Source organism: Paraburkholderia terricola (assembly GCF_003330825.1).
GTDB classification, from domain to species: Bacteria; Pseudomonadota; Gammaproteobacteria; order Burkholderiales; family Burkholderiaceae; genus Paraburkholderia; species Paraburkholderia terricola.
Genome location: NZ_CP024941.1, coordinates 882,606 through 908,898, shown reverse-complemented (window position 1 = coordinate 908,898; position 26,293 = coordinate 882,606). Strand labels below are relative to the sequence as shown.

At 63.8% G+C, this 26,293-nt stretch carries 24 protein-coding genes and 1 tRNA gene; 10 read left to right on the top strand and 15 right to left on the bottom strand.

Annotation, left to right across the window (positions count from 1 at the left end):
- Positions 1-200 precede the first annotated feature (200 nt).
- Positions 201-1,619 carry a chloride channel protein gene (locus tag CUJ90_RS03955; RefSeq protein WP_073430774.1) on the top strand — a complete coding sequence of 473 codons (1,419 nt, stop codon included), beginning with the start codon at positions 201-203 and terminating at the stop codon, positions 1,617-1,619.
- A gap of 192 nt (positions 1,620-1,811) precedes the next feature.
- Here the strand turns inward: CUJ90_RS03955 and CUJ90_RS03950 are convergent, their stop codons facing one another.
- Positions 1,812-2,123, bottom strand: coding sequence for a YXWGXW repeat-containing protein (locus CUJ90_RS03950; protein ID WP_073430775.1), 312 nt, complete (start codon positions 2,121-2,123; stop codon positions 1,812-1,814).
- 143 nt (positions 2,124-2,266) lie between these two features.
- On the opposite strand from CUJ90_RS03950, the gene CUJ90_RS03945 reads away from it, so the two are divergent.
- Positions 2,267-2,452: a hypothetical protein gene (locus CUJ90_RS03945; protein ID WP_114162030.1), complete on the top strand. Its 186-nt coding sequence runs from the start codon at positions 2,267-2,269 to the stop codon at positions 2,450-2,452.
- A 32-nt stretch (positions 2,453-2,484) separates the two neighbouring features.
- On the opposite strand, the gene minE is transcribed toward CUJ90_RS03945, so the two are convergent.
- The 8 genes from minE to CUJ90_RS03905 form a co-directional block, all read right to left on the bottom strand.
- Entirely contained in the window at positions 2,485-2,739 is a 255-nt protein-coding gene (gene minE / locus CUJ90_RS03940) for a cell division topological specificity factor MinE (protein WP_012432104.1), read from the bottom strand.
- Between the two features lie 14 nt (positions 2,740-2,753).
- Positions 2,754-3,569, bottom strand: coding sequence for a septum site-determining protein MinD (minD, locus tag CUJ90_RS03935; RefSeq protein ID WP_027799748.1), 816 nt, complete (start codon positions 3,567-3,569; stop codon positions 2,754-2,756).
- A 105-nt stretch (positions 3,570-3,674) separates the two neighbouring features.
- Positions 3,675-4,490 carry a septum site-determining protein MinC gene (minC, locus tag CUJ90_RS03930; protein ID WP_114162029.1) on the bottom strand — a complete coding sequence of 272 codons (816 nt, stop codon included), beginning with the start codon at positions 4,488-4,490 and terminating at the stop codon, positions 3,675-3,677.
- Between the two features lie 224 nt (positions 4,491-4,714).
- Positions 4,715-5,248, bottom strand: a complete 534-nt coding sequence (locus CUJ90_RS03925) for a GNAT family N-acetyltransferase (protein ID WP_073430778.1) — start codon at positions 5,246-5,248, stop codon at positions 4,715-4,717.
- 192 nt (positions 5,249-5,440) lie between these two features.
- Entirely contained in the window at positions 5,441-6,226 is a 786-nt protein-coding gene (map, locus tag CUJ90_RS03920; protein WP_073430779.1) for a type I methionyl aminopeptidase, read from the bottom strand.
- 752 nt (positions 6,227-6,978) lie between these two features.
- A tRNA-Ser gene (locus tag CUJ90_RS03915) sits at positions 6,979-7,068 on the bottom strand.
- Between the two features lie 174 nt (positions 7,069-7,242).
- Positions 7,243-8,538 (bottom strand): serine--tRNA ligase, encoded by a 1,296-nt coding sequence (serS, locus tag CUJ90_RS03910; protein WP_073430780.1) that lies wholly within the window; start codon positions 8,536-8,538, stop codon positions 7,243-7,245.
- 146 nt (positions 8,539-8,684) lie between these two features.
- Positions 8,685-9,998 (bottom strand): replication-associated recombination protein A, encoded by a 1,314-nt coding sequence (locus CUJ90_RS03905; RefSeq protein WP_073430781.1) that lies wholly within the window; start codon positions 9,996-9,998, stop codon positions 8,685-8,687.
- Positions 9,999-10,298: 300 nt separating this feature from the next.
- Here CUJ90_RS03905 and cytX point away from each other — a divergent pair, with 300 nt between their 5' ends.
- Complete coding sequence (gene cytX / locus CUJ90_RS03900; RefSeq protein ID WP_114162028.1) at positions 10,299-11,615, top strand: putative hydroxymethylpyrimidine transporter CytX; 1,317 nt, start codon at positions 10,299-10,301, stop codon at positions 11,613-11,615.
- A gap of 79 nt (positions 11,616-11,694) precedes the next feature.
- On the opposite strand, the gene speB is transcribed toward cytX, so the two are convergent.
- The gene (gene speB, locus CUJ90_RS03895) at positions 11,695-12,684 is read right to left on the bottom strand and encodes an agmatinase (RefSeq protein WP_073430783.1); all 990 of its coding nucleotides are present in this window, start codon (positions 12,682-12,684) and stop codon (positions 11,695-11,697) included.
- A gap of 158 nt (positions 12,685-12,842) precedes the next feature.
- Between speB and CUJ90_RS03890 the strand changes: the two genes are divergently transcribed.
- Positions 12,843-13,763, top strand: coding sequence for a LysR family transcriptional regulator (locus CUJ90_RS03890; protein WP_114162027.1), 921 nt, complete (start codon positions 12,843-12,845; stop codon positions 13,761-13,763).
- A gap of 102 nt (positions 13,764-13,865) precedes the next feature.
- Complete coding sequence (locus tag CUJ90_RS03885) at positions 13,866-14,966, top strand: IS5 family transposase (protein ID WP_073432307.1); 1,101 nt, start codon at positions 13,866-13,868, stop codon at positions 14,964-14,966.
- A 147-nt stretch (positions 14,967-15,113) separates the two neighbouring features.
- Here CUJ90_RS03885 and lolA read toward each other — a convergent pair whose 3' ends face one another.
- Positions 15,114-15,857 (bottom strand): outer membrane lipoprotein chaperone LolA, encoded by a 744-nt coding sequence (lolA, locus tag CUJ90_RS03880; protein ID WP_114162026.1) that lies wholly within the window; start codon positions 15,855-15,857, stop codon positions 15,114-15,116.
- Positions 15,858-16,113: 256 nt separating this feature from the next.
- Positions 16,114-18,429: a DNA translocase FtsK gene (locus CUJ90_RS03875; protein WP_073430786.1), complete on the bottom strand. Its 2,316-nt coding sequence runs from the start codon at positions 18,427-18,429 to the stop codon at positions 16,114-16,116.
- 394 nt (positions 18,430-18,823) lie between these two features.
- Between CUJ90_RS03875 and trxB the strand changes: the two genes are divergently transcribed.
- From trxB to CUJ90_RS03850, 5 genes are all read left to right on the top strand, one after another.
- Positions 18,824-19,822, top strand: a complete 999-nt coding sequence (gene trxB, locus CUJ90_RS03870) for a thioredoxin-disulfide reductase (RefSeq protein WP_114162025.1) — start codon at positions 18,824-18,826, stop codon at positions 19,820-19,822.
- A gap of 174 nt (positions 19,823-19,996) precedes the next feature.
- Entirely contained in the window at positions 19,997-20,755 is a 759-nt protein-coding gene (locus tag CUJ90_RS03865) for a Smr/MutS family protein (protein WP_073430788.1), read from the top strand.
- Between the two features lie 13 nt (positions 20,756-20,768).
- Positions 20,769-21,389, top strand: a complete 621-nt coding sequence (locus tag CUJ90_RS03860; RefSeq protein ID WP_114163426.1) for a trimeric intracellular cation channel family protein — start codon at positions 20,769-20,771, stop codon at positions 21,387-21,389.
- A gap of 148 nt (positions 21,390-21,537) precedes the next feature.
- Positions 21,538-22,197, top strand: coding sequence for a glutathione S-transferase family protein (locus tag CUJ90_RS03855; protein WP_114163425.1), 660 nt, complete (start codon positions 21,538-21,540; stop codon positions 22,195-22,197).
- Between the two features lie 90 nt (positions 22,198-22,287).
- On the top strand, positions 22,288-23,205 hold the full coding sequence (locus tag CUJ90_RS03850; protein ID WP_073430789.1) for a LysR family transcriptional regulator: 918 nt from the start codon (positions 22,288-22,290) through the stop codon (positions 23,203-23,205).
- Between the two features lie 61 nt (positions 23,206-23,266).
- On the opposite strand, the gene CUJ90_RS03845 is transcribed toward CUJ90_RS03850, so the two are convergent.
- The 3 genes from CUJ90_RS03845 to CUJ90_RS03835 all read right to left on the bottom strand — a co-directional run bounded on the left by CUJ90_RS03845 (position 23,267) and on the right by CUJ90_RS03835 (position 26,283).
- A complete protein-coding gene (locus CUJ90_RS03845) occupies positions 23,267-24,382 on the bottom strand; it encodes an ABC transporter ATP-binding protein (protein ID WP_083085490.1) in 1,116 nt (371 codons plus the stop codon).
- Positions 24,383-24,497: 115 nt separating this feature from the next.
- Positions 24,498-25,355: a carbohydrate ABC transporter permease gene (locus CUJ90_RS03840; RefSeq protein WP_073430791.1), complete on the bottom strand. Its 858-nt coding sequence runs from the start codon at positions 25,353-25,355 to the stop codon at positions 24,498-24,500.
- Positions 25,345-26,283, bottom strand: coding sequence for a carbohydrate ABC transporter permease (locus CUJ90_RS03835; protein WP_073430792.1), 939 nt, complete (start codon positions 26,281-26,283; stop codon positions 25,345-25,347). The genes CUJ90_RS03840 and CUJ90_RS03835 overlap by 11 nt, the downstream gene beginning before the upstream one ends.
- Between the last annotated feature and the right edge of the window lie 10 nt (positions 26,284-26,293).

The following is a 26,293-nucleotide window of genomic DNA, read 5'->3' as shown; positions in this document are numbered from 1 at the left end:
TTGTTCGAACGTCGAGGCATTTTAGCCGACGATTGAAATGTTCCTTGCCGAACGCCGCAGCGCGCCGGGCCTGGCATCACTACGGCGTATTACACGCGATGCCTTACAACCAGCCCTTTTACTCCATTTCTAAACGCTTTCACACCGTTTCGCCGATTCAGCGAGCGATATAATTTTCCCTTTTGCGCCAGCACACCGCCATGTCCAGGGCATTGCCTCCGCTTTCTTCCGCCATCGTCCGTCGCGCAAGACGTTTGTGGCGGCAATACGGCGTGTTCTGGCTGGGCGCGATCGCGGTCGGCCTCATTGCGGTGCTGTACGCGAGGCTGATCGATTGGGGCTACGGCGAATTTCGCGCGATGCAGCAACGGCACGTGTGGGCGCCGTTGCTCGTCACGCCGGCGGTCGCGGCGCTCGCCGTCTGGCTCACGCGCAAGTTCTTTCGCGGCGCCGAAGGCAGCGGCATTCCGCAAGTGATCGCCACGCTGCATGCGAAACCCGGCGAATACGGCGCGCGGCTGCTGTCGTTCAGGATTCTGTTCGGCAAGATCGCCGTGTCGTTTCTGGCGATTCTGGGCGGCTTCACGATCGGTCGCGAAGGGCCCACCGTGCAGGTGGGCGCGGCGCTGATGTTCAATCTGCGGCGGCTCTATCCGCGCTCGAACGCGCTGATCGAGCGGCAACTGGTACTGGCCGGCGCGGCGGCGGGCTTGTCGGCGGCGTTCAATACGCCGTTGGCGGGCATCGTGTTCGCCATCGAGGAATTGACGCGCAGCTTCGAGGCGCGCGCGAGCGGCGTGTTGATCACCGCGATCATCATCGCCGGCGTGATCGCGCTCGGGCTGAACGGCAACTACACGTATTTCGGCACCATCCAGATCGGCGCGCACTTCCCCGATCTGCTCGCGCTCGCGGTGCTGCTCACGGCGATCGTCACCGGCATCGCGGGCGGCGTGTTCGGCTGGCTGCTGCTGAACACCGCGCGCTGGATTCCGGGGCCGCTGCGTCAATTGCATGGCGAGCGGCCGGTCGTGTTCGCGGCGCTGTGCGGCTTCGTGATCGCGGTGGTCGGCCTGATTTCGGGCGGCACGACTTTCGGCAGCGGCTATGCGGAAGCGCGCGGCTTGCTCGACGGACACGCGCAGTTGTCCGTGTTCTACCCGTTTCTGAAGATGATCTCGATGGTCGGCTCGTATCTGCCCGGCATTCCGGGCGGCATCTTCGCGCCTTCGCTATCGATCGGCGCGGGCTTCGGCAATCTGCTGCACATGGTGTTCGGCTCGATGCAATTGCCGATGCTGATCGCGCTCGCGATGGTCGGCTATCTGGCCGCGGTCACGCAGTCGCCGATCACGTCGTTCGTGATTGTGATGGAGATGATCGACGGTCACGCGCTCGTGATCTCGCTGATGGCCACCGCGTTGATCGCGAGCCGCGTAGCGCGCTTTTTCGCGCCGCCGCTGTATGAGTCGCTGGCGGAGCGTTATAGGGCGCCGCTGCCGCAGCCGGCGCCCGCTCCTGTGCCGGAGGTGCCCGAGGTCGAGGTGCCCGGACCCGTCGCCGAGGAAATCGCCGGCGACGCGTCCGCTAACGACGACGCCGGCGCCCCGCGTCAATAGACGACTACCGCAGGCGCGCGCAGATAAACCGGCCGCGCCGGCACCACCACGCAACCGGCGAGCACGACAGCCAGTGCGGCGAGCAGCAGCAGATTCTTCTTCATCCATGATTCCTCGGTGACCAGGCAGGCGGACGCTGCGCTGCGCGGGCCGCATGCCGAACACGCCGCGCCCGCCGCTCATGCGTTCATGTCAGGCCCAGTGGCCCTGTACCCAGCGATAGTGCGGTCCGTGCGCAATCCAGTGGCCCGGCACCCAGTGATAGCCGACACGCTCGGCCTGCCAATGACCCGCGACCCACACATAGCGGCCGTGCTCCCAGCGCCAATGCCCGTGATCCCACACATAGCCGACGCGCGGCGCGGGCACCGCTTCATAACGCACCGGCGGCGGCGCCGACGGCGCGATCACGACGACTTCAGCGGCCGACGCCGATGCCACGGCGGACGCGCCGGCAGCGATCAGCACGGCATTGGCGAGCAGCAAGCGAAAGGTTTTGTTCATGTTTTCCCTCTGTGGAAAGACGCCGCACGCGGCGTTACCCGTTTAATGCGCGAGGGGACAAACACGCTGACCCTGGACGTGTTACGGCGCGGCCTGAAGTGCTACGGATTATTTCGACGCGCCGAGCGCGCGTGACGAGGCCCATGCACGCGCGCATGAACATGGACCACCGAGGGAAAAAGAACGGCGAGGCGGGGAAACGCGAAAACGGCAAGCGCGGCGATAACCACGCGGCGAAGGCGGCGGACCCGGCGCAGCCGCAGCGCAGGCCCGCGCTTCGTCACGTCAAGTCACCACGACTCAACGAAGCGAAGCACGCGCCACCTTGAATAAAACCCCTCGCGAAACGAATCGCGACGGATCAGGCCTGCGGTATTTCGATCTTGACCTCGAGCACCTCGAGATCGTCCTGGCGCTCGAGGCTCACGCGAATATCGTCATGGGAAATCTTCACGTACTTCGAAATCACGGCCACCAGTTCGCGTTGCAACGCAGGCAGGTAATCGGCGGGTGCATGGCCGCCGGCGCGCTCGTGCGCGATGATCAACTGCAGGCGTTCCTTCGCTACCGACGCGGATTTCTTCTTCTCGCCCAGCAAAAACGAAAGAATCGACATTACGTGCGCTCCCCTTACTTGGTGCCGAAGAGGCGCTGCAGCAGCCCGGGCTTCTGGTAATCGGTAAAGCGAAGCGACTTCTGCTCGCCGAGGAAACGCGACACGACGTCTTTATAGGCTTCGGCCACATCGGTGCCGTCGAGGTGCACCGCCGGCAGACCCTGGTTCGACGCGTGCAGCACCGCTTCCGACTCGGGAATCACGCCGATCAGATCGATACGCAGAATTTCCTGGATGTCGGTCAGCGAGAGCATTTCGCCTTCGCTCACGCGCTTTGGGTTGTAGCGGGTAATCAGCAGGTGTTCCTTGATCGGCTCCTTGCTTTCGATCGCGCGCTTGGTCTTGGAGGACAGAATGCCGAGAATGCGGTCCGAGTCGCGCACCGACGAGACTTCGGGATTGGTCACGATCAGCGCTTCGTCGGCGAAATGCATTGCGAGCAGCGCGCCCGATTCGATACCGGCCGGCGAATCGCAAACAATGTATTCGAAGTCCATCGCGATCAGATCGTTGATGACCTTCTCGACGCCTTCCATGGTCAGCGCGTCTTTGTCACGCGTTTGCGAGGCCGGCAGGATGAACAGGTTCTCGCACTTCTTGTCCTTGATCAGCGCCTGGTTCAGGTTGGCTTCGCCCTGGATCACGTTGATCAGGTCGTACACCACACGGCGCTCGCAGCCCATGATGAGGTCGAGGTTGCGCAGGCCGACGTCGAAGTCGATCACGGCGGTTTTGCTGCCGCGCAGTGCGAGGGCAGATGCAAAACTCGCGCTCGTGGTCGTCTTGCCCACGCCACCCTTGCCCGAAGTCACCACAATGATTTTTGCCATTACCCTTACCTTGTGTTCGTCAAATTCGTCAATTATGTGCGGCCATATTTGCCGTGAAGCGCCGCGTGCCGAAACCGTTCGGGACAGCCGCGCGCTTCACGCCGCTCAAGTGAGCCGCAGTGGTTCGATCATCAGTTTTTCGTCTTCGAGCCAGATCTGCACCGGCTTGCCGAGCACGTCGGCCGGCAGCGGGTTCTCGGTCGTTCGATAGATGCCCGCGATCGAGATCAGTTCCGGTTCGAGACACGTGCAGAAAATGCGCGCGTCGTGGTTGCCCTGCACGCCGGCCAAGGCCCGGCCGCGCAACGGCGCGTAAATATGGATGTTGCCTTCCGCGATCACTTCCGCGCCGTAGCTCACCAACCCGAGCACGACGAGATCGCCCTTTGCATAGATGCGCTGGCCCGAGCGCAGCGGCTTGTCGACCACCATCGTTTGCGACGAGGTGGCGAGACGTACCGGTTCCGCGGCGGGCGCCGGGTCGGCTGCGGCTGCGGCTGCCGAGAACAGATCGTCCGCCGGCGTGGCGTTCGTGACGGCGGCATCCGGTGCCGCCGCGGATGCGTTGGCGCTTTCCTCGTCCGCGGACCTGGCGGCGGGGCCGCGGCGGTCGCGCGCTTCGAGCAGCGGCAATGCCGATTCGGCCGCCCACGCCTGCTGCGCGCTGGCGACCACGCCGACCGGGCGCATGCGCACGCTGTCGAGCAGTTGGGCGATGTCGGCGAGCGGCACGCGTTCGTTCTCCGCGAGACGGCGCACGTCGATCGCGACGACATCGTTGGCAAAAAATTCGGGGGTCGCCTCGAAGCGCCGGGTCAATTCGGCACGCATGGCGTCGAGGTCGGTTGTCTTGACCACAAACAGGAGCGTGTCGACAGAGCCGCTGCGGAGTTCGAAAAAGGGCGATTTCTTGGGCGACATAGCGTTCGGCAAAAAATTTTGCGTATTTTACAGGCGTCCGCGCGTGCGGCCAGCTTTTTTGCCGGGAGAGCGACTGCCGCGAACACGCCGTTACCATGAGGACGGCCACGCGGTAGCCAAAGAGGCTGCGCTCGCACCGTCGAGCCGGCCGAAAACGCCGGACAGACGCAGTTGGGCACACGCGGAGGGGAATCGAGCGGCAGCTTGTTGCGCCGCTCGCGAGATCACTGCTGGGATGCCTGTGAGGTGGTGGGCACGTGCCGCACCAGCAGACTTTCGGCTTGCTCGGGCGCGCGCGCGACGCGCCGGTGTTCGCCGGTGGGACCGAAGCCGAGCGCTTCGTAGAAGCGCATTGCATTGCGATTGGCGTCGGCGACCCACGCGTGGATTTCGGTGGCGCCCTGGTTGGCGAGCCAGGCGCTGGCCGTGTCGACCAGCAACTCGCCGCCCCGCAGATGACGCACGGCCGGCGCCACCCACAACTCGCAGACGAACGCGCGACGCGGCGTGGTGTCGTCGAAATGCGCTTCGATCAAGCCGGCGGGATGGCCTTCGGTGTAAAGAATGAAGGTGGTGATGCGCAATGAAACCGCGTGTTCCGCGGCGGTGGCGTCGAAACTCGCGGCGTCGGCCGACAACGCGTCTTCTAGCGTCGCGCCGAAGGCATAGGGCGCCTCGCGCAGCGATGCGGTACGGAGTTCGCGAAAAACGGCGCCTTGATCAGCGGCGATACGGCGAACGGTCAGTGACGGACTCATGCAGACGAAAACCCCTTAAAACCTTAAGGCGTAGCTTTAACCGAACCGGCGCGCGAGTCAAATCATTATTTACTGGCGCACAGATACGGCGCGACGCAAGGGCACGCGGCAAAGCACGCGTTGCGCGCAAACCGAGCAGCATTTCACGCGCCCGGCATAACTGCGTCATGCGATGCAGTGCACAAGCGCGGCTCAAGGCGCCGCGTAGCTGCCGGTGCCGTCCGGCCAGGGCGTCAGCAGCTCGTAGCCTTCGTCGGTCACGGCGATCATGTGCTCCCACTGCGCGGACAACGAGCGGTCCTTGGTGACCACTGTCCAGCCGTCGCGCAACACCGTCGTGCCGGCGCGGCCCGCGTTGATCATCGGTTCGATCGTGAAGACCATGCCGGGCTTCAGACGCACGCCCTGCCCCGGCTGACCGTAGTGCAGCACTTGCGGGTCTTCGTGGTAGACCTTGCCGATGCCGTGGCCGCAATAGTCGCGCACGATCGAAAAGCCGTCGCGTTGCGCGACCTGCTGAATCGCATGACCGACGTCGCCGAGCGTTGCGCCCGGCCTGACTTCGCGGATGCCCGCGAGCATCGCTTCATAGGTCGTGTCGATCAACTGGCGCGCGACGGTGCTCGGCTGGCCGACGCAATACATGCGGCTGGTGTCGCCGAAATAGCCGTCCTTGATGATCGCGACGTCGATGTTGATGATGTCGCCGTCCTTGAGGATTTCGCTGCGATTCGGAATGCCGTGGCAGACCACCTGGTTGACGGAAGTGCAGACCGTCTTCGGAAAACCCAGATAGCCGACGTTGGCCGGAACCGATTTCTGCGTGTTGACGATGTAGTCGTTGCACAGCGCGTCGAGCTCGTCGGTGGAGACACCGGCCTTGACGTGTTCGCCGATCATCGCCAGTACGTCGGCCGCGAGGCGGCCGGAAATGCGCAGCTTCGCGATGTCATCGGGAGTCTTGTAGGAAATGGCCATGAGTTCGGTCGATGGGAGTCGGTGTTTGATGGGCGCGGCGCAGCCTTTCGATCGCGCAATTGTACAGAGGATCGTTGGCGGGGCCTGGCGAGCCGGGTCGAGTTTGGCGGTTCGGCGCGTTTTCAGCGGTGTTGATCGACGATCTGGATAGCGGACTGACCGCGATCATTGCCGGAGCGGAATTCATGCGGCACGGACACTGGCGCTGCGACGGTATGGATACCTTGCCGCCATTGCCACTGACTAGCAGAAAGCTATCACTAGCATTGGCGATAACGCGCTGTGAGGCATCGGATTTTTGATCCCATTGGACGGCGTCGTTCCAGTTTCGACGAAGCCATCACGGCTAGCTCGCTCTAGCTGGAACAACATTCTTCAGCGAGCGTTTTTCACAAACTGCGTGGCGTTACCACTTGCAACTGCCACCAACCATTACGCTCGTATTGGCCAAGAATGCGGTCTTTTGATTTTTCTTGTTGTTGGTGTAGACCATGGAGGACACGAGAAGCACCTTGCCATTTCGTCGGCATTCAACCAACCGCATCTCGTTGCGCGCACTGTTCGATTCGCTCGACGCCTTGCAGATGAATCCACCCCGAGTGCAGGTGCGAACACGACTATGGGCGGACTATCACTGCCCCGCCTTGGTCTTCAGATCATGCGTTTGATAGATGGCGTTTGATAGATGAAATGTGAGCCAAAAAACAAGAACCCCGCGAGTCTTTCGACTTCGCGGGGTTCTTGATGAATTCTGGCGGAAAGGGTGAGATTCGAACTCACGGTACCCCTAAAGGTACACCGGATTTCGAGTCCGGCGCATTCGACCACTCTGCCACCTTTCCGGGTCTTCCAACTCGACAACAACGGGGCTGTTTCGTCAGATCCAAGCGGGTCGTCGCTTGGGAGAAAAAGATTATAAAACAGCCCAATCCGATTTCCAAGCCCCTCGCTTAAAAAATTTCAACGAGGCCAAGCAACCCAACGCGACCACAGCCACGCGCCAGCCAGTGGATCAATCAGCCCGCCGTCGCTTCCAGCCGTTCGAGACCACCGAGGTAAGGCCGCAGCGCCGCCGGCACCGTCACCGAGCCATCGGCGTTCTGGAAGTTCTCCAGCACCGCGACGAGCGTGCGGCCCACGGCAAGACCCGATCCGTTCAGCGTATGAACCAGCTCCGGCTTGCCCTGCGCATTGCGATAGCGCGCCTGCATCCGGCGCGCCTGGAACGACTCGGTATTCGAGCAACTGGAAATCTCGCGATACGTGTTTTGCGCCGGCACCCAGACCTCGAGGTCATAGGTCTTGGCCGCCGAGAAACCCATGTCGCCCGTACACAGCGTAATCACGCGGTATGGCAGTTCGAGCTTCTGCAGGATCGCCTCGGCATGACCGACCATCTGCTCCAGCGCGTCATACGACGCTTCCGGCGCGACGATCTGCACCATCTCGACCTTGTCGAACTGATGCTGACGGATCAGCCCGCGCGTGTCGCGGCCATACGAGCCCGCTTCCGAGCGGAAGCACGGCGAATGCGCGGTGAGCTTGATCGGCAGCGCGTCCGTTTCGACGATGCTGTCGCGCACGGTGTTGGTCAGCGAGATTTCCGACGTCGAGATCAGGTACTGCGTGACCGTGTTCTCGTCGCCGCCCTTCTCGACGCGGAACATGTCGTCGGCGAATTTCGGCAGTTGGCCGGTGCCGTACAGAATCTCGGGATTCACGATGTACGGCGTGTAAATCTCGGTGTAGCCGTGCTGCTGCGTATGCGTGTCGATCATGAACTGCGCGAGCGCGCGATGCAGCCGCGCGATCTGTCCGCGCAACAACGTGAAACGCGCACCGGAGAGCTTGGCGCCGGTCTCGAAGTCGAGCCCGAGCGGCGCGCCCACGTCGACGTGATCCTTCACGTCAAAATCGAACTGGCGCGGCGTGCCCCAGCGGCGCACTTCCACATTCCCGGTTTCGTCGTCGCCCACAGGCACGCTTTCGTGCGGCAGGTTCGGCACGCCGAGCAGCAGATCGGACAAGCGCTTCTGGATATCGTCGAGTCTCGCCGCCGAGGCCTTCATCTCGTCGCCGATTCCGCTCACTTCGGCCATCACCGCCGAAGTGTCCTCGCCCCGCCCTTTCATCGCGCCGATCTGTTTCGACAGGCTGTTGCGGCGCGCCTGCATCTCTTCGGTACGGGTTTGGGTGTCGCGGCGTTCCGCTTCGAGCGCGGTGAACGCCGCCACGTCGAGGGTATAGCCGCGGTCGGCGAGGCGCCTGGCAACGCCGTCGAGGTCTTTGCGCAGCAACTGGATGTCGAGCATGGAATGGGGCGGGTGTTCGTTGTATGAAGCTGGGATTTTAGCGCACCGGCGCGGGCGGCCGGTGCGTTAGATGGTCGAGGCGGGCGGAATGCCGACATGGCATGCGCCGCGGCGACACGGCAGACGCCGCAACGAACCGGTCCGGCTCAACCCTTCTTCGGCTTGTTCTCGCTGCGCCACTGCGCGTCGAGTTCCGCGAGACGCGCCATCTTGTCGGCGATCTTGCCTTCGAGACCGCGCGGCGTCGGCTCGTACCAATGCGGGTCGCGCATGTTGTCCGGCAGATAAGTCTCGCCGGCCGCATACGCGTCGGGTTCGTCGTGCGCGTAGCGGTATTCGTGGCCGTAGCCGAGTTCCTTCATCAGCTTGGTCGGCGCGTTGCGCAGATGCACGGGCACGCCGCGCGACTGGTCCTTGCCGACGAAACGGCGCGCTTCGTTGTACGCGTTGTACCCGGCGTTCGACTTCGGCGCGACCGCCAGATAGATGATCGCCTGCGCCAGCGCCAGCTCGCCCTCGGGCGTGCCGAGGCGTTCGTAGGTTTCGGCGGCGTCGAGCGCGATGCGGGCCGCGCGCGGGTCGGCGAGACCGATGTCCTCCCACGCCATGCGCACGATGCGCCGCGCGAGATAGCGCGGGTCCGCGCCGCCGTCGAGCATGCGGCAGAACCAGTACAGCGCGCCGTCGGGACTGCTGCCCCGCACCGATTTATGCAGCGCGCTGATCTGGTCGTAGAACGCGTCGCCGCCCTTGTCGAAGCGGCGCAGATTCTCCGCGAGCGCGCTGCCGAGCAACGCGCCGTCGATTTCCGTGGTTTTCTGCTGCGAGGCCGCGCGCGCGACGATCTCCAGGTTGTTCAGCAGCTTGCGGCCGTCGCCGTCGGCGGAACCGATCAACGCGTCGCGTGCTTCGTCGGTGAACGTGAGGCCGCCGAGTTCCTGCTGCGCGCGATCGAGCAGTTCGCGCTGCTCGTCGTCGTTCAGGCTCTTCAGCACGTAGACCGCGGCGCGCGAGAGCAACGCGCTATTCACCTCGAACGACGGATTCTCGGTCGTCGCGCCGACGAACACGAACAGCCCCGACTCGACGTGCGGCAAGAACGCGTCCTGCTGGCTCTTGTTGAAGCGATGCACTTCGTCGACGAACACCAGCGTCTGGTGCCCGTTCGCGCGATGGATCTGCGCGGTCTCGACGGCTTCGCGAATATCCTTCACGCCCGACAGCACCGCGGAGAGCGCGATGAACTCGGCGTGAAACGCGTCGGCCATCAGGCGCGCGAGCGTGGTCTTGCCGACGCCGGGCGGACCCCAGAGGATCATCGAGTGCGCCTCGCCGGATTCGAACGCGACCCGCAGCGGCTTGTTCGGGCCGAGCAGGTGCTTCTGGCCGATCACTTCGTCGATATTGCGGGGCCGCAGGCGTTCGGCGAGCGGCACATTGCTACGGGTTTCTTCAAACATGACGTTTTGGGGATAATCTCGGCTTTTGCGGACGCGGTCCGTATGAAGGCGGCGTGCTGCCGGATGAACAAAGCCGGCACGCGAAGGCGCGGGCCACGTCCTGCATTATGACAGTGACCGAGGCCCGGCGATGAGCGGCCCGGCGTGGCGGAGCGATCCGCGCGGCGAAGCCGGAAACGCAACGCCGCGTGACGGCGCCAATCAGCGCGCAACGCAGCAGACGCATGCGCGGCCAACATTGCACGCGAATCGACAGCGACACGCAGCGTCGCCGACAACATCGACAGGAACACTACCCAGATGGCACAAGACCCACTCGCCGGCGACGCCGGTTCCACCTACGCACCGCTCACGCCGGTGCCCGACGCCCGCCGCGCGTTTCGCACCGGCGACGCGTTCGCGCTGTGGTTCTCGCTCGGCATCGGCCTGCTGGTCGCGCAAGCGGGCGCGCTGCTCGTGCCGGGCCTGTCGCTGCCGCATGCGTTGCTCGCGATCGTGATCGGCAGCGCGATCGGCGTCGTGCTGCTGGCCCTGGCCGGCGTGATCGGCACGGACACCGGGCTCGCGGCGATGTCGTCGCTGCGGCCCACGCTCGGCGTGCGCGGCGCGTCGGTGCCGGCGGTGCTGAACGCGGTGCAACTGGTCGGCTGGGGCTCGTTCGAAGTGATCGTGATGCGCGATTCCGCCGACGCGCTCGCGAGGCAGTCGTTCGGCCTCTCGATGCCGCTGATCTGGACGGTGATCTTCGGCTTGCTCGCCACGCTGCTCGCGATCAGCGGCCCGCTCTCGTTCGTGCGGCGCTTTCTGCGCACCTGGGGCATCTGGCTGCTGCTGGCGGGCGCCGCGTGGCTCACGTGGAACCTGCTCGCCAAACACGATCTGGCCGCGCTGATGCGCCGCCCCGGCACCGGCGAGATGCCGTTCGGCGGCGCGATCGACCTCGTGGTGGCGATGCCGCTGTCGTGGCTGCCGCTGATCGCCGACTACACGCGCTTCGGCCGACGCCCTGGCGAAACCTTCCGCGGCACGCTGCTCGGCTACGGCATCGCGAACATCTGGTTCTACGCGCTCGGCGCGATCTACGGCCTCGCGGCGGGCGGCGGCGACACGCTGTTGACGAGCGCGCTGGCTCAAGCCGGCGGCGGCCTCGCGCTGCTGCTGATCCTGATCGACGAGGTCGACAACGCCTTCGCCGACATTCACTCCGCGGCGGTCTCGACCGGCACCTTCTGGACGCGCGGCAGCGTGCCGTTGCTGTCGGCGGCATTCGGTGCGCTCTGCACGCTGATCGCGTTGATGGTGCCGATGGCGAAGTATCAGAACTTCCTGCTGCTGATCGGCTCGGTGTTCGCGCCGCTGTTCGGCGTGGTGCTGGTGGATCACTTCATCGTGCGCAAGCGCCGCATCGAGGCCGCCGCACTCGCCGACGTGCGCGGCCGTTATGGCTTCTCCGGCGGCTGGCATCTGAGCGCGTTCATCGCGTGGGCGATCGGCATCGCCGCGTATCAGGCGATCAATCAATGGCTGCCGAATCTCGGCGCGACGCTGCCCGCGCTGGTGATCGGCGCGGTGTGTTATCTGGTGTTCGTGTCGACGCGCAAGACTGCATACGCGTGAGTTTCAACATCCGCGCGATGGATGGAAATGGCCCGCATTCGCGGGCCATTACGCCAATACAACTCAGGAGCGCATCAGCCTAACGCGTGGCCGCCCGATATTCGACGCCCGGCAACACGCACAGCAATTCGAACGCGAGATTCGCACCGAGCAACGCGGTCGTGCCGAACGGATCATACGGCGGCGCGACTTCAACCAGATCGCAGCCGACGATGTTCAGTCCGTGCGAGCCGCGAATGATTTCCAGCGCTTGCGGCACCGTCAAACCGGCGATTTCCGGCGTACCCGTACCCGGCGCAAACGCCGGATCGATCCCGTCGATGTCGAACGTGATGTACACCGGCGCGTCGCCCATCCTTTCGCGCACGCGCGCCATCAGCGGCGCGAGCGACTGGTTCCAGCACGCCTCGGCCTGCACGACCTCGAAGCCCTGATCGCGGCACCAATCGAAATCGTCGGCCGCGTAACCCGTACCGCGCAAACCGATCTGCACGACGCGCTCGCAATCGAGCAAGCCCTCTTCCACCGCGCGGCGAAACGGCGTGCCGTGCGCGATCTTCTCGCCCATCATCGTGTCGTTGACGTCGGCGTGCGCGTCGACGTGAATCAGCCCGACCTTGCCGTGCTTGCGATGAATCGCGCGCAGGATCGGCAGCGCGATGGTGTGGTCGCCGCCCAGCGTGATCGGCTTGCAATCGTGCTGGAGGATCTCGTCGTAGGCGGTTTCAATGCGCGCGATCGAATCGTGCAGGTTGTACGGGTTGATCGCGACGTCGCCGAGATCGGCCACCCGCAGCGAATCGAACGGCGCGGCGCGCGTGGCCATGTTGTACGGGCGCAGCAGCACCGATTCGCTGCGGATCTGGCGCGGCCCGAAGCGCGCGCCGGTGCGGTTCGACGTGCCGAGATCGAACGGCACGCCGACGAAGCAGGCGTCGAAACCCGCGGCCGAGCCGACGTTCGGCAACCGCATCATCGTCGCAATGCCGCCGCAGCGGGGCATCGCGTTACCGGACAGCGGTTGCGGCCGTTCGCCGGCTTCGGGGGAAATGAAGGAAGAGGGTTTCATCGTGGCTCGGCAATGAAAAGGCGCACAGGCGGATGCGTGCGGACCGGCGCAAGGGTCAGCATTTTGCCGGATGAGCCTTGATTCTTGAGCAGTTTCCCGGAACGTCAAATGTGAACAGAATAAAGTTCACATCGATTCCGAGCGATGTATCCTCAAGCATGTTTTCTCAACTCACCGATCTTGATCTGCGGCTGATCCGCGTGTTTCTCGCCATCGTCGACGCCGGCGGCGTCTCGCCGGCGCAGGCCACGCTCAATATCGGCCAGTCGACCATCAGCACGCAGCTTGCGACGCTGGAAACGCGCCTCGGCTATCGCCTCTGCGCGCGCGGCCGCGGCGGCTTCAGCCTGACGGCGCGCGGCGAGCAGTTCGTCGACGCCGCTCGCGCCCTGCTGTCGGCCGTCGATACCTTCGGCATGCAGGTCCGCAACGTCGGCCGCAAACTGGTGGGCACGCTCGATATCGGCATGATCGGCCACACGCCGGTATCGGCGAGCGCGCGCATCAGCGACGCGATCGGCCGGTTCCGCGCGCGCGATCAGTCGGTGCGTTTTTCGATTCTGGTGCGCTCGCCGGGCGAGCTGGAAGAGTTGCTGCTCAATGGCCGGATTCAGATCGGCATCGGCTATTTCTGGCATCGCGTGCCGTCGCTCGACTACACCGAAGTGTTCGCGGAGGACCAGTTCGCCTATTGCGCGAAAGGGCATCCGCTGTTCGCTTCAGCCGGCGAAGTGTCGCCCGATGAAGCCGCAGCGCATGAATGGGCGTGGCGCAGTTATCCGCTGCCCGAAGCGGAGAACTCGACCACGCCGCCCAACGTGACCGCCGTCGCGGACAACATGGAAGCGGTCGCGATGCTCGTGCTGTCCGGGCATCATCTCGGCTATTTGCCGGGGCATTTCGCGGCGCCGTTCGTCGAGCAAGGACTGCTCGCCGCGTTGAACCCGGCGCGGATGCGCTACCGCGTCGTGTTCCATATGGTCACGCGGGCGCGGCAGCACCGAACGGAGATCGTCGAGGCGTTCATCGACGATATGAAGGCCGCACATGCGGCCAAACTTCCGAAAGCGAACGAGTAGCGCGTTCGCTTAACAGGCCGGTGAAATACCTCATGTAGCGGTCATCCGGGACGCAGGCGTAAACGTTGAACTGATGTCATCAATGAGAGCGAGATGGAACGGATGCGTGGGCCAGATGGTTTTACCGAGTCAATGTTCACGGTGTTGAAGCTGGACGATTTTGTGCCGAAGGACCATCCCTTGCGTCCGATTCGCATCTGGCTCAATGGCGCGCTTAAACGCATGGACGATGTGTTCGCGCGGATGTACGAGGCTGACGCGAAAGGAGGTCGGCCGAGCATCGCGCCGGAGAAGCTGGTGCGAGCTCTTTTGCTGCAGGTTCTGTATTCGATTCGTAGCGAGCGCATGCTGGTGGAACAGATTTCCTACAACATGCTGTTCCGCTGGTTCGTCGGCCTGCCGATGGACGGGACCGTGTGGGACCACTCGACGTTCAGCAAGAACCGCGACCGGTTGCTCGAACACGATGTGCTGGTGTTGCTGTTCAACGAGACAGTCGAGACCGCGCGCGAGCGCGGATATCTTTCTGGGGAGCACTTTAGCGTCGACGGCACGTTGATTCAGGCATGGGCCGGGCATAAGAGCTTCGTGCCGAAGGCAAGTCCAGACGAAGACGACACGCCTCCTGACGAACCGCCAGCGCCGAATGACAACTGGCACGGACAGAAACGCAGTAACGAGACGCACCAATCCACGACGGACGAGCAGGCACGCCTGTTTCGCAAGAGCAAAGGAACCGGAGCGATGCTCTGTTATATGGGCCACGTGCTGACAGACAACCGGCATGGCCTGGTGGTCAACGCGCAGGTGACGCTGGCGACGGGCACCGCCGAGCGCGACGCGGCCGAGCTGATGCTTGCCGATGCCGCAAGTGTTGCGCCGCTCGGCATCACAGTCGGCGCGGACAAGAACTACGACACCGCCGGTTTCGTGGCCAGTTGTCGAGCGAACCGTGTGACGCCGCATGTGGCACAAAACGATGGGCGTCCAGGAGGTTCAGCAATTGACGAGCGAACTACGCGCTGGCCGGGCTACGCGGTCAGCCAGCAAAAACGTAAACGCATTGAACAGGTGTTCGGATGGGGCAAGACAGTCGGGCGAATTCGACAAGCGATGTATCGGGGACTTGAACGCGTAGACCAGCTCTTCGTGCTGACGCAGGTCGGCTACAACCTGACGCGTATGCGCACACTTGCCGGTTGAGGGGCTGGAAGCAATGGATAACACCGATATGGTGAACCCCCGAGTAACGCCGAATGCCCGCAATCGTGTTCCGCGTTTCAAAAGTGCAAACCCAGCATCCGTCGTAATGCATCTGAGCGCATCAACGACGGATATTTCAACGGCCTGCTAACCGTTGATCACATCCGCGCCCTTCGGCACCGTGAACTTGAACGCATCGGCCGGCAACGGCGGGTTCTTCTGAATGTTCGAGAACGTCAGCAGCGTCACGTTGCCGAACACGTCGTGCAGTTCCATCGCTTCGAGATTGCCGTCCTTGAAGCCGATGCCCACGCGCTGAAACTGCGTGTCTTTCGCCTTCGGCGTCAATTCCAGCCAGTCGATGCCGGCTTTCACGCCCGCATCGTGCAGCGTGAAGTTCTTCTCCAGATCGTTGCTGCCGAACAGGATCGCCGCCGGGCTCGCGCCGAGCGCGCCGCCCAAGCTGCGCACCGTGACCTGATTCAGATCCTTGTCGTACACGTAGAGCTTGTCGCCGTCCGCTTGCAGCAGTTGCGCATAAGGCTTCTCGTATTGCCAGATGAATTTGCCCGGCCGCGCGAACGTGAAGGTGCCGCTCGACGTGCCGCGCTTGCCGCTACCCGCGGTGGACAGCACGCCGCTTGCGGCGCTGGCGCCTTGCGCCTTGCCTGGCGCCCGCACTTCCTGCTGCACGAACGTGCCTCGCGCCGAGTGGACTTGCGCGACGAATGCCTTCAGTTGCTCGGTGCCGCCAGCGAATGCCTGCGACGCGACCAGCATCGACGCGCCGATCGCCACGCTGCCGATGCGACGCGCGATGGTCCCCGCAAGCTGGCCGAAACGGCTGGATTCAGCACGCTGTCGAGCGTGCCGCTGCGTGAATAGCTGCATGTTGTGTTCTCCCTTGATTGAATTCGTTGAGCGGTCGCGGCGGCCGGCGAATAAACCAGCGGCTGCGGGACCGTGGCGGCTGTGCGTGCCGCGAGGTCGAGAGCGCTGCCCGCGACCTTGCCGTATCAGCTTAGTCGCCGAGGCTTAAACGGGGCTTATTGGGGCCATGCGATGCGATGCTGCGGTGGATGGGACGCACCGGTCATGCGCGCATGCGCAACTTGCGCCGCCATCCAGGCGGACCAGGCCACGCGCCCTACTCCGCTTCGCGCGCCGGCGCGAGAATCTCGCGATTGCCGTTCGACGACATCGCCGACACCACGCCCGAGTTCTCCATCTGCTCGAGCAAACGGGCCGCGCGGTTGTAGCCGATGCGCAAATGCCGCTGCACCAGCGAGATCGAAGCGCGGCGGTTCTTCAGCACCACGTCGACCGCCTGATCGTATAAGGGATCCGATTCGCCGTCGCCGGACCCGGCTCCGCCTGCACCCGCCGATCCTTCGTCGCCCTCGCCCGTCACGCCGCCTTCGAGAATGCCCTCGATGTAGTTCGGCTCCCCCTGTTCCTTGAGCTTGTCCACCACGCGGTGCACTTCCTCGTCGGATACGAACGCGCCGTGCACCCGCACCGGCAGGCCGCTGCCCGGCGGCAGATACAGCATGTCGCCCATGCCGAGCAGCGATTCCGCGCCCTGCTGGTCGAGAATCGTGCGCGAGTCGATTTTCGACGACACCTGGAACGCCATCCGCGTCGGCACATTGGCCTTGATCAGCCCGGTAATCACGTCGACCGACGGACGCTGCGTGGCCAGAATCAGATGGATGCCGGCCGCACGCGCCTTCTGCGCGATTCGCGCGATCAGTTCCTCGACCTTCTTGCCGACCACCATCATCAGGTCGGCCAGTTCGTCGATCACGACGACGATGTGCGGCAGGCGCGTGAGCGGTTCCGGCTCGTCCGGCGTGAGGCTGAACGGATTCGGCAGCTTTTCGTCGCGCTTGGCCGCTTCGTCGATCTTGTTGTTGTAGCCGGCGAGATTGCGCACGCCGAGCTTGCTCATCAGCTTGTAGCGGCGCTCCATTTCGGCGACCGCCCAGTTCAGCGCGTGACCGGCCTGGCGCATGTCGGTCACCACCGGACACAGCAGATGCGGAATGCCTTCGTAGACGCTCATTTCGAGCATCTTCGGGTCGATCAGGATCATGCGGACCTGGTCGGCGCTCGCCTTGTAGAGCAGCGAAAGGATCATTGCGTTGATACCCACCGACTTGCCCGAGCCGGTCGTACCGGCCACCAGCAAGTGCGGCATTTTCGCGAGGTCGGCGCACACCGGCTTGCCGCCGATGTCCTTGCCGAGGCCCATGGTGAGCGGCGAGGCGGCGTCCGCGTAGACCGCCGAGCCGAGAATCTCCGAGAGGCTCACGGTTTGCCGGCGCTGATTCGGCAACTCCAGCGCCATGTAATTCTTGCCTGGAATGGTTTCGACCACGCGGATCGACACGAGCGACAGCGACCGCGCAAGGTCCTTGGCCAGATTGACGATCTGGCTGCCCTTCACGCCGGTGGCCGGCTCGATTTCATAACGCGTGACGACCGGACCGGGATAGGCGGCCACCACGCTCACTTCGACGCCGAAGTCCTTGAGCTTTTTCTCGATCAGACGCGATGTGAATTCCAGCGTATCCGCCGAGATGCTTTCCTGCGCGACGGGCGCGGGATCGAGCAGCGAGATCGGCGGCAACGTGGAGTCGCCGGGCAGATCGGTGAAGAGCGGCACTTGCCGTTCTTTCTCGACGCGCTCGGATTTGGCCGGCGAAACGACCGGCGGCACGATCATGACCGGTTCGTGCTCCTCGATCCGCACACGGCCCTTCTCGACCTTGCCTTCGCGCTTGACGGCGGCCGCCTCGCCCAGCTTGCGGTCGCGGCCGGCCTCGCGGCGCAGCTTGGCGAACGTCACCGCGGAGATGATCGATTCGCCGACCTTCTCCGACACCGACAGCCACGAAAAACGGAAATACAGCGACAAGCCGATGCCGAGCACGATCAACAGCGCCAGGGTGCCGCCCGTGAAGCCGAGCGCATGCGACACGCCGCGCGCGACCGCCTCGCCGATCACGCCGCCCGGCGCGCGCGGCAACTGCACTTTCAGCGACCACATGCGCAGCGCCTCGATGCCGTCGCAGGCCAGCAGCACGAGCATGAACGCGAACGCGTCCGCGAGCCAGCTGGCGTCGCGCGGCGCGTCTTCGTCAAGATCCTCGTGACGGGTGATGCGCTTGTAGTTGGCGGAGATATGACGGCCGAGCAGCACGATCCACCAGTAGGCGGACAGGCCGAACAGCAGCAGCAGGATGTCGGACGTCCACGCACCGACGCGGCCCGCCCAGTTGGCGATGTGGTCGACTTGCGCGGCGTGCGTCCAGCTCGGGTCGCGCCTGCTGTAACTGACGAGCGCCATCAGCAGGAACACGCCGAGCGCCACCTGCAGGATCCAGCGGATTTCGGTGAAAAGGCGCGACATGCGGTGCGGCAATGCCTGCGCGCTCGCGGAATAGGGAGCTTTTGCCATTGATCCTGTTGCGTGTGTGGCCCGAGTGTTGCCGCGTTCCGGCGTGGCGCCCGGCTTGGTGCCTGGCTGATTGCCCGGCTCATTTCCCCGCCTGAGTCGCGGCCGAAGCCTCGCCCGGCGCGGCTTCGGGCCCGATCCCGGCGACCGGGAAGTTCGATCCGGCCTATTGTAAACGCAGTGTCGGACGCGAGGCTGTAAATGACGGTAACTTGGCCGATTGGCCACGCAAAAGCGCGCCGCACCCGCAGGCGACGCTATCGCCGCGATCAGAAAGCTTCATGAAGCAGGCCGGCGCCCCGCCCTTTATAATGCCGCACTGACACCCATCTACAGTTTCAGCCCAAGTCGCGCGGCCTCGCATGGGCGAGCCGGGCGCCGTATAAGGATTTCGATCATGCCCGCTACTTCCACGAAACACGCCAAGGTTCTGATTCTCGGTTCCGGCCCCGCCGGCTATACGGCGGCGGTCTACGCGGCGCGCGCCAATCTCGCGCCGGTGCTCGTCACGGGTCTCGCCCAAGGCGGCCAGCTGATGACCACGACCGACGTCGAAAACTGGCCTGCCGACGCCAACGGCGTGCAAGGCCCGGAACTGATGACGCGCTTTCTGGAGCATGCCGAGCGCTTCAACACCGAAATCATTTTCGACCACATCCACACGGCAAAACTGGATGAAAAACCGATCCGCCTGATCGGCGATTCGGGCGAATACACGTGCGACTCGCTGATCATCTCGACCGGCGCATCGGCGCAATACCTCGGCCTGCCGTCCGAGGAGGCATTCATGGGCAAGGGCGTGTCGGCCTGCGCCACCTGCGACGGCTTCTTCTACAAGCAACAACACGTGGCCGTGGTCGGCGGCGGCAATACCGCGGTCGAGGAAGCGCTGTACCTGTCGGGCATCGCGAAGAAGGTGACCGTGATCCATCGCCGCGACAAGTTCCGCGCCGAGCCGATCCTGATCGACCGGCTGCTCGCGAAGGAAAAGGAAGGCGTCGTCGAGATCAAGTGGAACCATACGCTCGATGAAGTCACCGGCGATCAATCGGGCGTGACCGGCGTGCGCATCAAGCACACGCAAAGCGGCGAAACCACCAATATTGCTTTGCAGGGTCTGTTCGTCGCGATCGGCCACAAGCCGAACACGGATATCTTCGAAGGCCAGTTGGAGATGAAGAACGGCTACATCATCACCAAGGGCGGCCTGAACGGTTTTGCCACCGCCACCAGCGTGCCGGGCGTGTTCGCGGCGGGCGACGTGCAGGACCACGTGTACCGTCAGGCGATCACCAGCGCGGGCACGGGCTGTATGGCCGCGCTCGATGCGCAACGCTATCTGGAGAGCATCGAGGAAATCGGCGAGCACGTGATGAGCGCGGAAGCCGAGCGTTGATCCAGGATGGCAAGCCGTACCGCCGTCAACAACGCTGCTTCGTATTAGGCGCAACGGTAAAATAGCGGCTGGGCGTGAGCCCGGCCGCCTGCATGAGCGAAGGCCGCGGCTGAGAAGCCGGCGGCCTTTTTTGCGCCCCGCGATCGACCTACTTTTCTGCGTGTATTAGCCGATATGCCGAAGAATCAGCCTCACCCTAACGAGCCGAAACGCGTGCGAGCCGTCGCCAGGCCCGCGCCGGAACCGGCCGCGGCCGTGGACAAACCGAAGCCTGAACCGGCGGCGGGTCTCGCCGGCCTCGGCGCGCTGCGCGATGCGTTAAAGGTCGATGCGCAACGACGCGAGCGCGAACGGGCGGCGGCGGCAGCCGCGCAGCGCGAGGCGTCGGCGGACGCCGATCTGTTTCGCCGCGAGATCGGCGCGGTCGCGCCGCTCGCGGTCCCGCCGCGCGCCACTTTGCCGCGCAATCCTCCGCCGCCGCTGCCCGTGCAGACCAGGCTCGACGAAGAAGCCGTGCTGCACGAAGCGATCTCCGACGAGTTCGATCCCGAGATACTGCTCGAAACCGACGAGACGCTGTCCTATTGCCGTCCGGGCGTGAGTCAGGAAGTCGTGCGAAAACTGCGGCGCGGCGACTGGATCGTGCAGGCGCAAATCGATCTGCACGGCATGCGGCGCGAGGAAGCACGCGAGGCGCTGGCCGAGTTCATTCGCGAATCCGTGAAGCGCGGCTTGCGCTGTTTGCGTGTGATCCACGGCAAGGGTTTGGGGTCGATCGGCAAGGAGCCGGTGTTGAAGGGCAAGGTGCGCGCGTGGCTCGTGCAGAAGTCCGAGGTCATCGCGTTCTGTCAGGCGCGTCCGCACGACGGCGGCGCCGGCGCGGTGGTCGTGCTGCTGCAGCCGGGCGCGATGCCCGCTCAGACCAAGCCCTGACGGAGTCGCGGTGATCCATCCCAGGTTGACGCTGGCGCTGACCATCATGGAAGCGCTGGCTATTTTCGCGTATGCCATTTCCGGCTTCATCGAAGCACGAACCCGCCGGCTCGACGCGGTGGGCACGTTCCTCGTGGCGATCGCCACGGCCTTCGGCGGCGGCACGTTGCGCGACGTGCTGCTGGAGCGGCGGCCGTTCTATTGGGTCGAGCATCAAGGGTATCTGATCGCGATTTTCGTGATGTCGCTGTTTGCGCCGGCGATTCTTAAGATGACCTCGCGGCTGATCTCCGAACGGGTTCTGCTGGTGGCCGACGCGATCGGGCTGGGCTTGTTCAGTATCGCCGGCACCTCGATCGCGCACGACGCGCAGATGCCATGGTTCACCTCCGTGTTGATGGGCGTGTTGACCGGCGTTTTCGGCGGCGTGATCCGCGACGTGCTGTGCAATGAGGTGCCGCTGATCTTGCGCGACTCGCGGCCGTATGCGACCTGCGCCTTCGTGGGATGCTGGCTGTACGTGCTGCTGGATTATCTGAACGTCGACACGGTGTATAGCGTGCTGGGCGCCACTGCTTTCATTCTGCTGGCGAGGCTGGTGACGTTCAGGTTCGACGTTCGTTTGCCGCACTAGCCGCGAACGCAAACCGCGAACGCAAACAACGGCATCGGGTGAATTTTCACGGCTGTCGATTTCCGCCACCGCCGTTCGTCGTGAGGTAAACGGCCCTAGCGCCGTCGTTGCGCCACAGCGCGCTCAGCAACCGCCCCAGGTGATCACGATGCCCCTCAAGCTCTACGCCCATCCCTTCTCCTCTTACTGCCAGAAGGTCCTCACCGCGCTCTACGAAAACGGCACGCCGTTCGAACTGCGCCTACTTGCTCACGACGACCCGCAAGTCATGGCCGAATTCGCCGCGCTGTGGCCGATCAAGCGTTTTCCGCTGCTGGTCGACGGCAGCCGCACGGTGATTGAGGCCAGCATCATCATCGAGTATCTCGGCTTGTACCATCCCGGGCCGGTGCCGCTTCTGCCCGCCGATGCCCGGGCCGCGCTGGAAGTGCGCGGCATGGACCGCTTCTTCGACAACTACATCTCCACGCCGCAACAAAGAATCGTCTACGACAGCCTGCGGCCCGAGCCGGAGCGCGACCCGCGCGCCGTCGCCGAAGCACGCGCAATGCTCGACACCGCCTACGGCTGGCTCGACAACGTGATGGCGGAGCGCGAATGGGCCGCCGGCGACACCTTCAGCCTCGCCGATTGCGGCGCCGCACCGTTCCTGTTCTACGCCGACTGGACGCACCGCATCGGCCCGGCTTTCAGGCACGTGCTCGCCTACCGGAAGCGGCTGCTGGCGCGACCGTCGTTCGCCCGCGCGGTGGACGAGGCGCGCCCCTATCGGCCGCTTTTCCCGCTCGGCGCACCCGACCGGGATTGAGCGCGGCGCGGCGGCTATGCGACAACAATATTTCCAACCTATACACTTCACTCCGCAAGCCACTTCCGCCAATCACTCATAGGGCAAAAGATGGACCGTTTCGAAGCCATGGAGATATTCACGCGCGTGGTCGAGGCGAACAGCTTCACCAAGGTGTCGGAATCGCTCGACCTGCCGCGCGCCAAGGTCAGCCGCACCATCCAGGCGCTGGAGGAACACGTCGGCGTGCGTCTGTTGAACCGGTCGACGCGCCAGGTCAGCGTCACCGAGGACGGCGCGCTGTTCTACGAGCGCTGCGTGCGCATCCTCGCCGAAGTGACCGACGCCGAATCGTCGCTGTCGAACAAGCGCGAGCATCCGTCCGGCACGATCCGCGTGGATACCTCCGGCACGCTCGCCCGCGCGCTGCTGCTTCCCGCGCTCGATGATTTCTACCGCCAATACCCCGAAATCGACGTGCGGCTCGGTCTCGCGGACCGCAATATCGATCTGATCCAGGACGGCGTGGATTGCGTGATCCGCATGGGCACGCCGGAAGAATCGAGCCTCGTCGCGCGGCGCATCGGTCAGGCGCGGATCGTCACGTGCGCGTCGCCCGCGTATCTGGAGCAGTACGGCACGCCGACCACCCTCGAAGAGCTCGGCGAGCATCGCGCCGTCAATTACGTGTCGGCGCGCACCGGCAGGACCTTCCCGTTCGAATACGAAGTAAACGGCGAGCTCGTCAAGGTCGCGATGAAGAGCGTGCTCGCGGTGAACGACGGCAGCGTCTACATCGGCGCGGGTGCGCTCGGCCACGGCATCATCCAGCCGTCGCGCTACATGGTCGCGGATCTGATCGAACAAGGCGCGCTCAAGGAAATTCTCTCGGACTATGCGAGCCCCAGCACGCCGCTGTCGATTCTCTACGCGCATCGCCGAAATCTGAGTTCGCGGCTGCGTGCGTTCACCGAGTGGGTGACCGAACTCGTGCGCAACAATCCGGATCTGCGCATTCCCGACGCGTAGAACGCACCCACGCCAACAGCAAAAAGCCGTCGAATGGGACTTCGCGCTCAGGTTCTCGCCATCAGGCAATCCGCTCCTCATTGGACGGATCGAACAACACCGCCTTCGACGTATCGAACAGGAGCGTCGTGTTCGACAACGGCTGCGGGTTCGACGCCGGGTGCACGCGGCTCACGATGCGCTTGCCGTTGACCTGCGCGAACACGAGCGTGTCCGGGCCGGTCGGCTCGATCACGTCGACCTTCACTTCGATCTGTTGCAGTTTGCCATGGTCGCCATGCGCGCCGCGCGAGTCGGTGATGCGCTCCGGGCGCAAGCCGAGAATCACCTCGCGGCCGACGTGCGATTTCACCTTCGCCGAGTCGAACGGCAAATTCAACGCAGTGCGTGCGACGCCGGTATCCAGCTCCACGCCGACGCCCGAACCCTGTTCAACCAGCTTGCCCTGAATGAAGTTCATCGGCGGCGCGCCGATGAAACCGGCCACGAACAGATTCGACGGCGAGTCGTAGATTTCCTGCGGCGCGCCGAACTGCTGCACGATGCCGTCCTTCATCACCGCGATGCGGTCGCCGAGCGTCATCGCCTCGATCTGATCGTGCGTCACGTAGACGATCGTCGTACCGAGGCGTTGATGCAGCAGCTTGATTTCCGAACGCATTTCGATGCGCAGCTTCGCGTCGAGATTCGACAGCGGCTCGTCGAACAGGAACATCACCGGATCGCGCGCCAGCGCGCGACCCATCGCCACACGCTGACGCTGGCCGCCGGACAACTGGCCCGGCTTGCGATCGAGCAGGTGCGTGATCTGCAGCGTATTCGACACGCGATCGACGATCTGCGCCTGCTCCTGCTTCGGCACCTTGCGGATGTTCAGGCCGAACGAGATGTTCTCGCGCACCGTCATGGACGGATACAGCGCGTATGACTGGAACACCATCGCGATGTCGCGATCTTTCGGCGACAGGTTGTTCACCGTCTTGCCGTCGATCTGGATCTCGCCCTTGGTCACGGTTTCGAGGCCGGCGATCATGTTGAGCAGCGTCGACTTACCGCAGCCCGAGCCGCCGACGAGAATCAGGAACTGGCCGTCTTCGATGTCGATGTTGACACCCTTCAGAACCGGCACCCCGTTCGGGTAAGTCTTGTACACGTCACGGATGGAAAGGCTTGCCATGCTGTGATTCCTCTTGTCTCTGGTACTGCTTGAAAACGTCTTGTCGGGTGACGGCGGCGCTTCGTGCACACAGGCAGAAAGCCTCGCCGCGCTCGGATGGTCTAGCCTGGGTTCATTAGCCCTTCACTGCGCCCGCCGTCAGACCTCGCACGAAATAGCGTCCGGCGATGATGTAGACCAGCAAGGTCGGCAATGCGGCGATGATCGCGCCGGCCATGTCCACGTTGTATTCCTTCACGCCGGTCGAGGTGTTGACGAGGTTGTTCAGCGCCACCGTGATCGGCATCGAATCGACGCCGGAGAACACGATACCGAACAGGAAGTCATTCCAGATCTGCGTGAATTGCCAGATCAGGCACACCATGAAAATCGGCAGCGATACCGGCAGCAGGATCTTCGTGAAGATCGTGAAGAAGCCCGCGCCGTCGATACGCGCCGCCTTCACGAGTTCAGCCGGAATGCTCACGTAGAAGTTGCGGAAGAACATCGTGGTGAAGGCGATACCGTAGATCACGTGCACGACCACCAGACCGGTGGTCGTGTTCGACAGGCCGAGAAAGCCTTCGAAACGCGCCATCGGCAGCAGGATCGCCTGGAACGGAATGAAGCAGCCGACCAGCAGCATCGTGAAGATCGGATCGGCGCCGCGAAAACGCCAGTGCGTGAGCACATAACCGTTGAACGCGCCGACGATCGACGAGATCAGCACGGCGGGAATCACCATCCGCACCGAGTTCATGAAGAACGGCTGCATGCCGTCGCAACGCACACCCGTACAGGCGCCGCTCCATGCCTTGATCCACGGCTCGACGGTCCAGTGAGTGGGCGGCGTGAGCAGATTGCCGGTGCGAAGCTGATCGATGTCCTTGAACGACGTGGACAGCATCACGTAGAGCGGGAACAGGAAATACAGGGCGAACAGAATCAGGGCCGCATAAATGACGGCACGGCTGATCGTCATCTTAGGCTGCATTGCGGGTGCTCCTCGATTCCAGATACATGAGCGGCACGAGCACGGCCACGACGGTGGCGAGCATCATCATCGACGATGCCGCGCCGACGCCGAGTTGCCCGCGATTGAACGAAAACGTGTACATGAAAATGGCCGGCAGCGACGACGACGTGCCAGGACCACCCGCCGTCAACGCGACAACGAGGTCGAAGGTCTTGATCGTGATGTGGCAAAGAATCAGCAGCACGGAGAAGAACACCGGGCGCATGCTCGGAATCACGATCTTGCGATAGATGGTGGGGAGGTTCGCGCCGTCCATCTGCGCGGCCTTGAAGATTTCACCGTCGACGCCGCGCAAGCCCGCGAGAAACAGCGCCATCACGAAACCGGTGGATTGCCACACCGCCGCGATCACGACGCAGAAAATCGCCTTGTCGGGGTCGCCGAGCCAACTGAACGAAAAGCTCGTCCAGCCCCAGTCGTGAAACACTTTCTCGAGGCCGATGCTCGGCGTCATGATCCATTGCCACGCGGTGCCGGTAACGATGAACGAGAGCGCCATCGGATACAGGAACACGGCGCGCAGCGCGCCTTCGTTGCGGATCTGCTGGTCGAGCAGAATGGCGAGGAACAGACCGAGGCCGATGCAGATGCCGATGAACGGAATGCCGAACCAGCCGAGGTTGGCGGCGGAGGTCCAGAACACGTCGTTATCGAACAGTTCGCGATAACGGTCGAGGCCGACGAAATCATAGCGAGGCATCAGCCGCGAATTGGACAGCGACAGATAGCCGGTGATGGCAATGAAGCCATACACGAAGACCAGGCTGATCACGACGCTGGGTGCGAGCACCAGCTTCGGAATCCAGCGATCGGCAAGGGCCGCCATGGGCGACGCGCGGCGGGAGACGGTGGCCGTTTTCCCGTTTCCGCTGATAGAAGCAGTCACTACTCGACTC

Bases quoted from the DNA above. Each gene is read 5' to 3' on its own strand.
- CUJ90_RS03945 (WP_114162030.1), top strand. From the start codon at position 2,267: ATGCACGCGCGCATGAACATGGACCACCGAGGGAAAAAGAACGGCGAG.
- CUJ90_RS03905 (WP_073430781.1), bottom strand. From the start codon at position 9,998: ATGTTTGAAGAAACCCGTAGCAATGTGCCGCTCGCCGAACGCCTGCGG.
- CUJ90_RS03875 (WP_073430786.1), bottom strand. From the start codon at position 18,429: ATGGCAAAAGCTCCCTATTCCGCGAGCGCGCAGGCATTGCCGCACCGC.
- CUJ90_RS03890 (WP_114162027.1), top strand. From the start codon at position 12,843: ATGTTTTCTCAACTCACCGATCTTGATCTGCGGCTGATCCGCGTGTTT.
- CUJ90_RS03955 (WP_073430774.1), top strand. From the start codon at position 201: ATGTCCAGGGCATTGCCTCCGCTTTCTTCCGCCATCGTCCGTCGCGCA.
- minC (WP_114162029.1), bottom strand. From the start codon at position 4,490: ATGTCGCCCAAGAAATCGCCCTTTTTCGAACTCCGCAGCGGCTCTGTC.
- lolA (WP_114162026.1), bottom strand. From the start codon at position 15,857: ATGCAGCTATTCACGCAGCGGCACGCTCGACAGCGTGCTGAATCCAGC.
- trxB (WP_114162025.1), top strand. From the start codon at position 18,824: ATGCCCGCTACTTCCACGAAACACGCCAAGGTTCTGATTCTCGGTTCC.
- CUJ90_RS03865 (WP_073430788.1), top strand. From the start codon at position 19,997: ATGCCGAAGAATCAGCCTCACCCTAACGAGCCGAAACGCGTGCGAGCC.
- minE (WP_012432104.1), bottom strand. From the start codon at position 2,739: ATGTCGATTCTTTCGTTTTTGCTGGGCGAGAAGAAGAAATCCGCGTCG.
- CUJ90_RS03885 (WP_073432307.1), top strand. From the start codon at position 13,866: ATGCGTGGGCCAGATGGTTTTACCGAGTCAATGTTCACGGTGTTGAAG.
- speB (WP_073430783.1), bottom strand. From the start codon at position 12,684: ATGAAACCCTCTTCCTTCATTTCCCCCGAAGCCGGCGAACGGCCGCAA.
- CUJ90_RS03840 (WP_073430791.1), bottom strand. From the start codon at position 25,355: ATGCAGCCTAAGATGACGATCAGCCGTGCCGTCATTTATGCGGCCCTG.
- CUJ90_RS03855 (WP_114163425.1), top strand. From the start codon at position 21,538: ATGCCCCTCAAGCTCTACGCCCATCCCTTCTCCTCTTACTGCCAGAAG.
- CUJ90_RS03850 (WP_073430789.1), top strand. From the start codon at position 22,288: ATGGACCGTTTCGAAGCCATGGAGATATTCACGCGCGTGGTCGAGGCG.
- CUJ90_RS03845 (WP_083085490.1), bottom strand. From the start codon at position 24,382: ATGGCAAGCCTTTCCATCCGTGACGTGTACAAGACTTACCCGAACGGG.
- map (WP_073430779.1), bottom strand. From the start codon at position 6,226: ATGGCCATTTCCTACAAGACTCCCGATGACATCGCGAAGCTGCGCATT.
- CUJ90_RS03925 (WP_073430778.1), bottom strand. From the start codon at position 5,248: ATGAGTCCGTCACTGACCGTTCGCCGTATCGCCGCTGATCAAGGCGCC.
- minD (WP_027799748.1), bottom strand. From the start codon at position 3,569: ATGGCAAAAATCATTGTGGTGACTTCGGGCAAGGGTGGCGTGGGCAAG.
- CUJ90_RS03950 (WP_073430775.1), bottom strand. From the start codon at position 2,123: ATGAACAAAACCTTTCGCTTGCTGCTCGCCAATGCCGTGCTGATCGCT.
- serS (WP_073430780.1), bottom strand. From the start codon at position 8,538: ATGCTCGACATCCAGTTGCTGCGCAAAGACCTCGACGGCGTTGCCAGG.
- cytX (WP_114162028.1), top strand. From the start codon at position 10,299: ATGGCACAAGACCCACTCGCCGGCGACGCCGGTTCCACCTACGCACCG.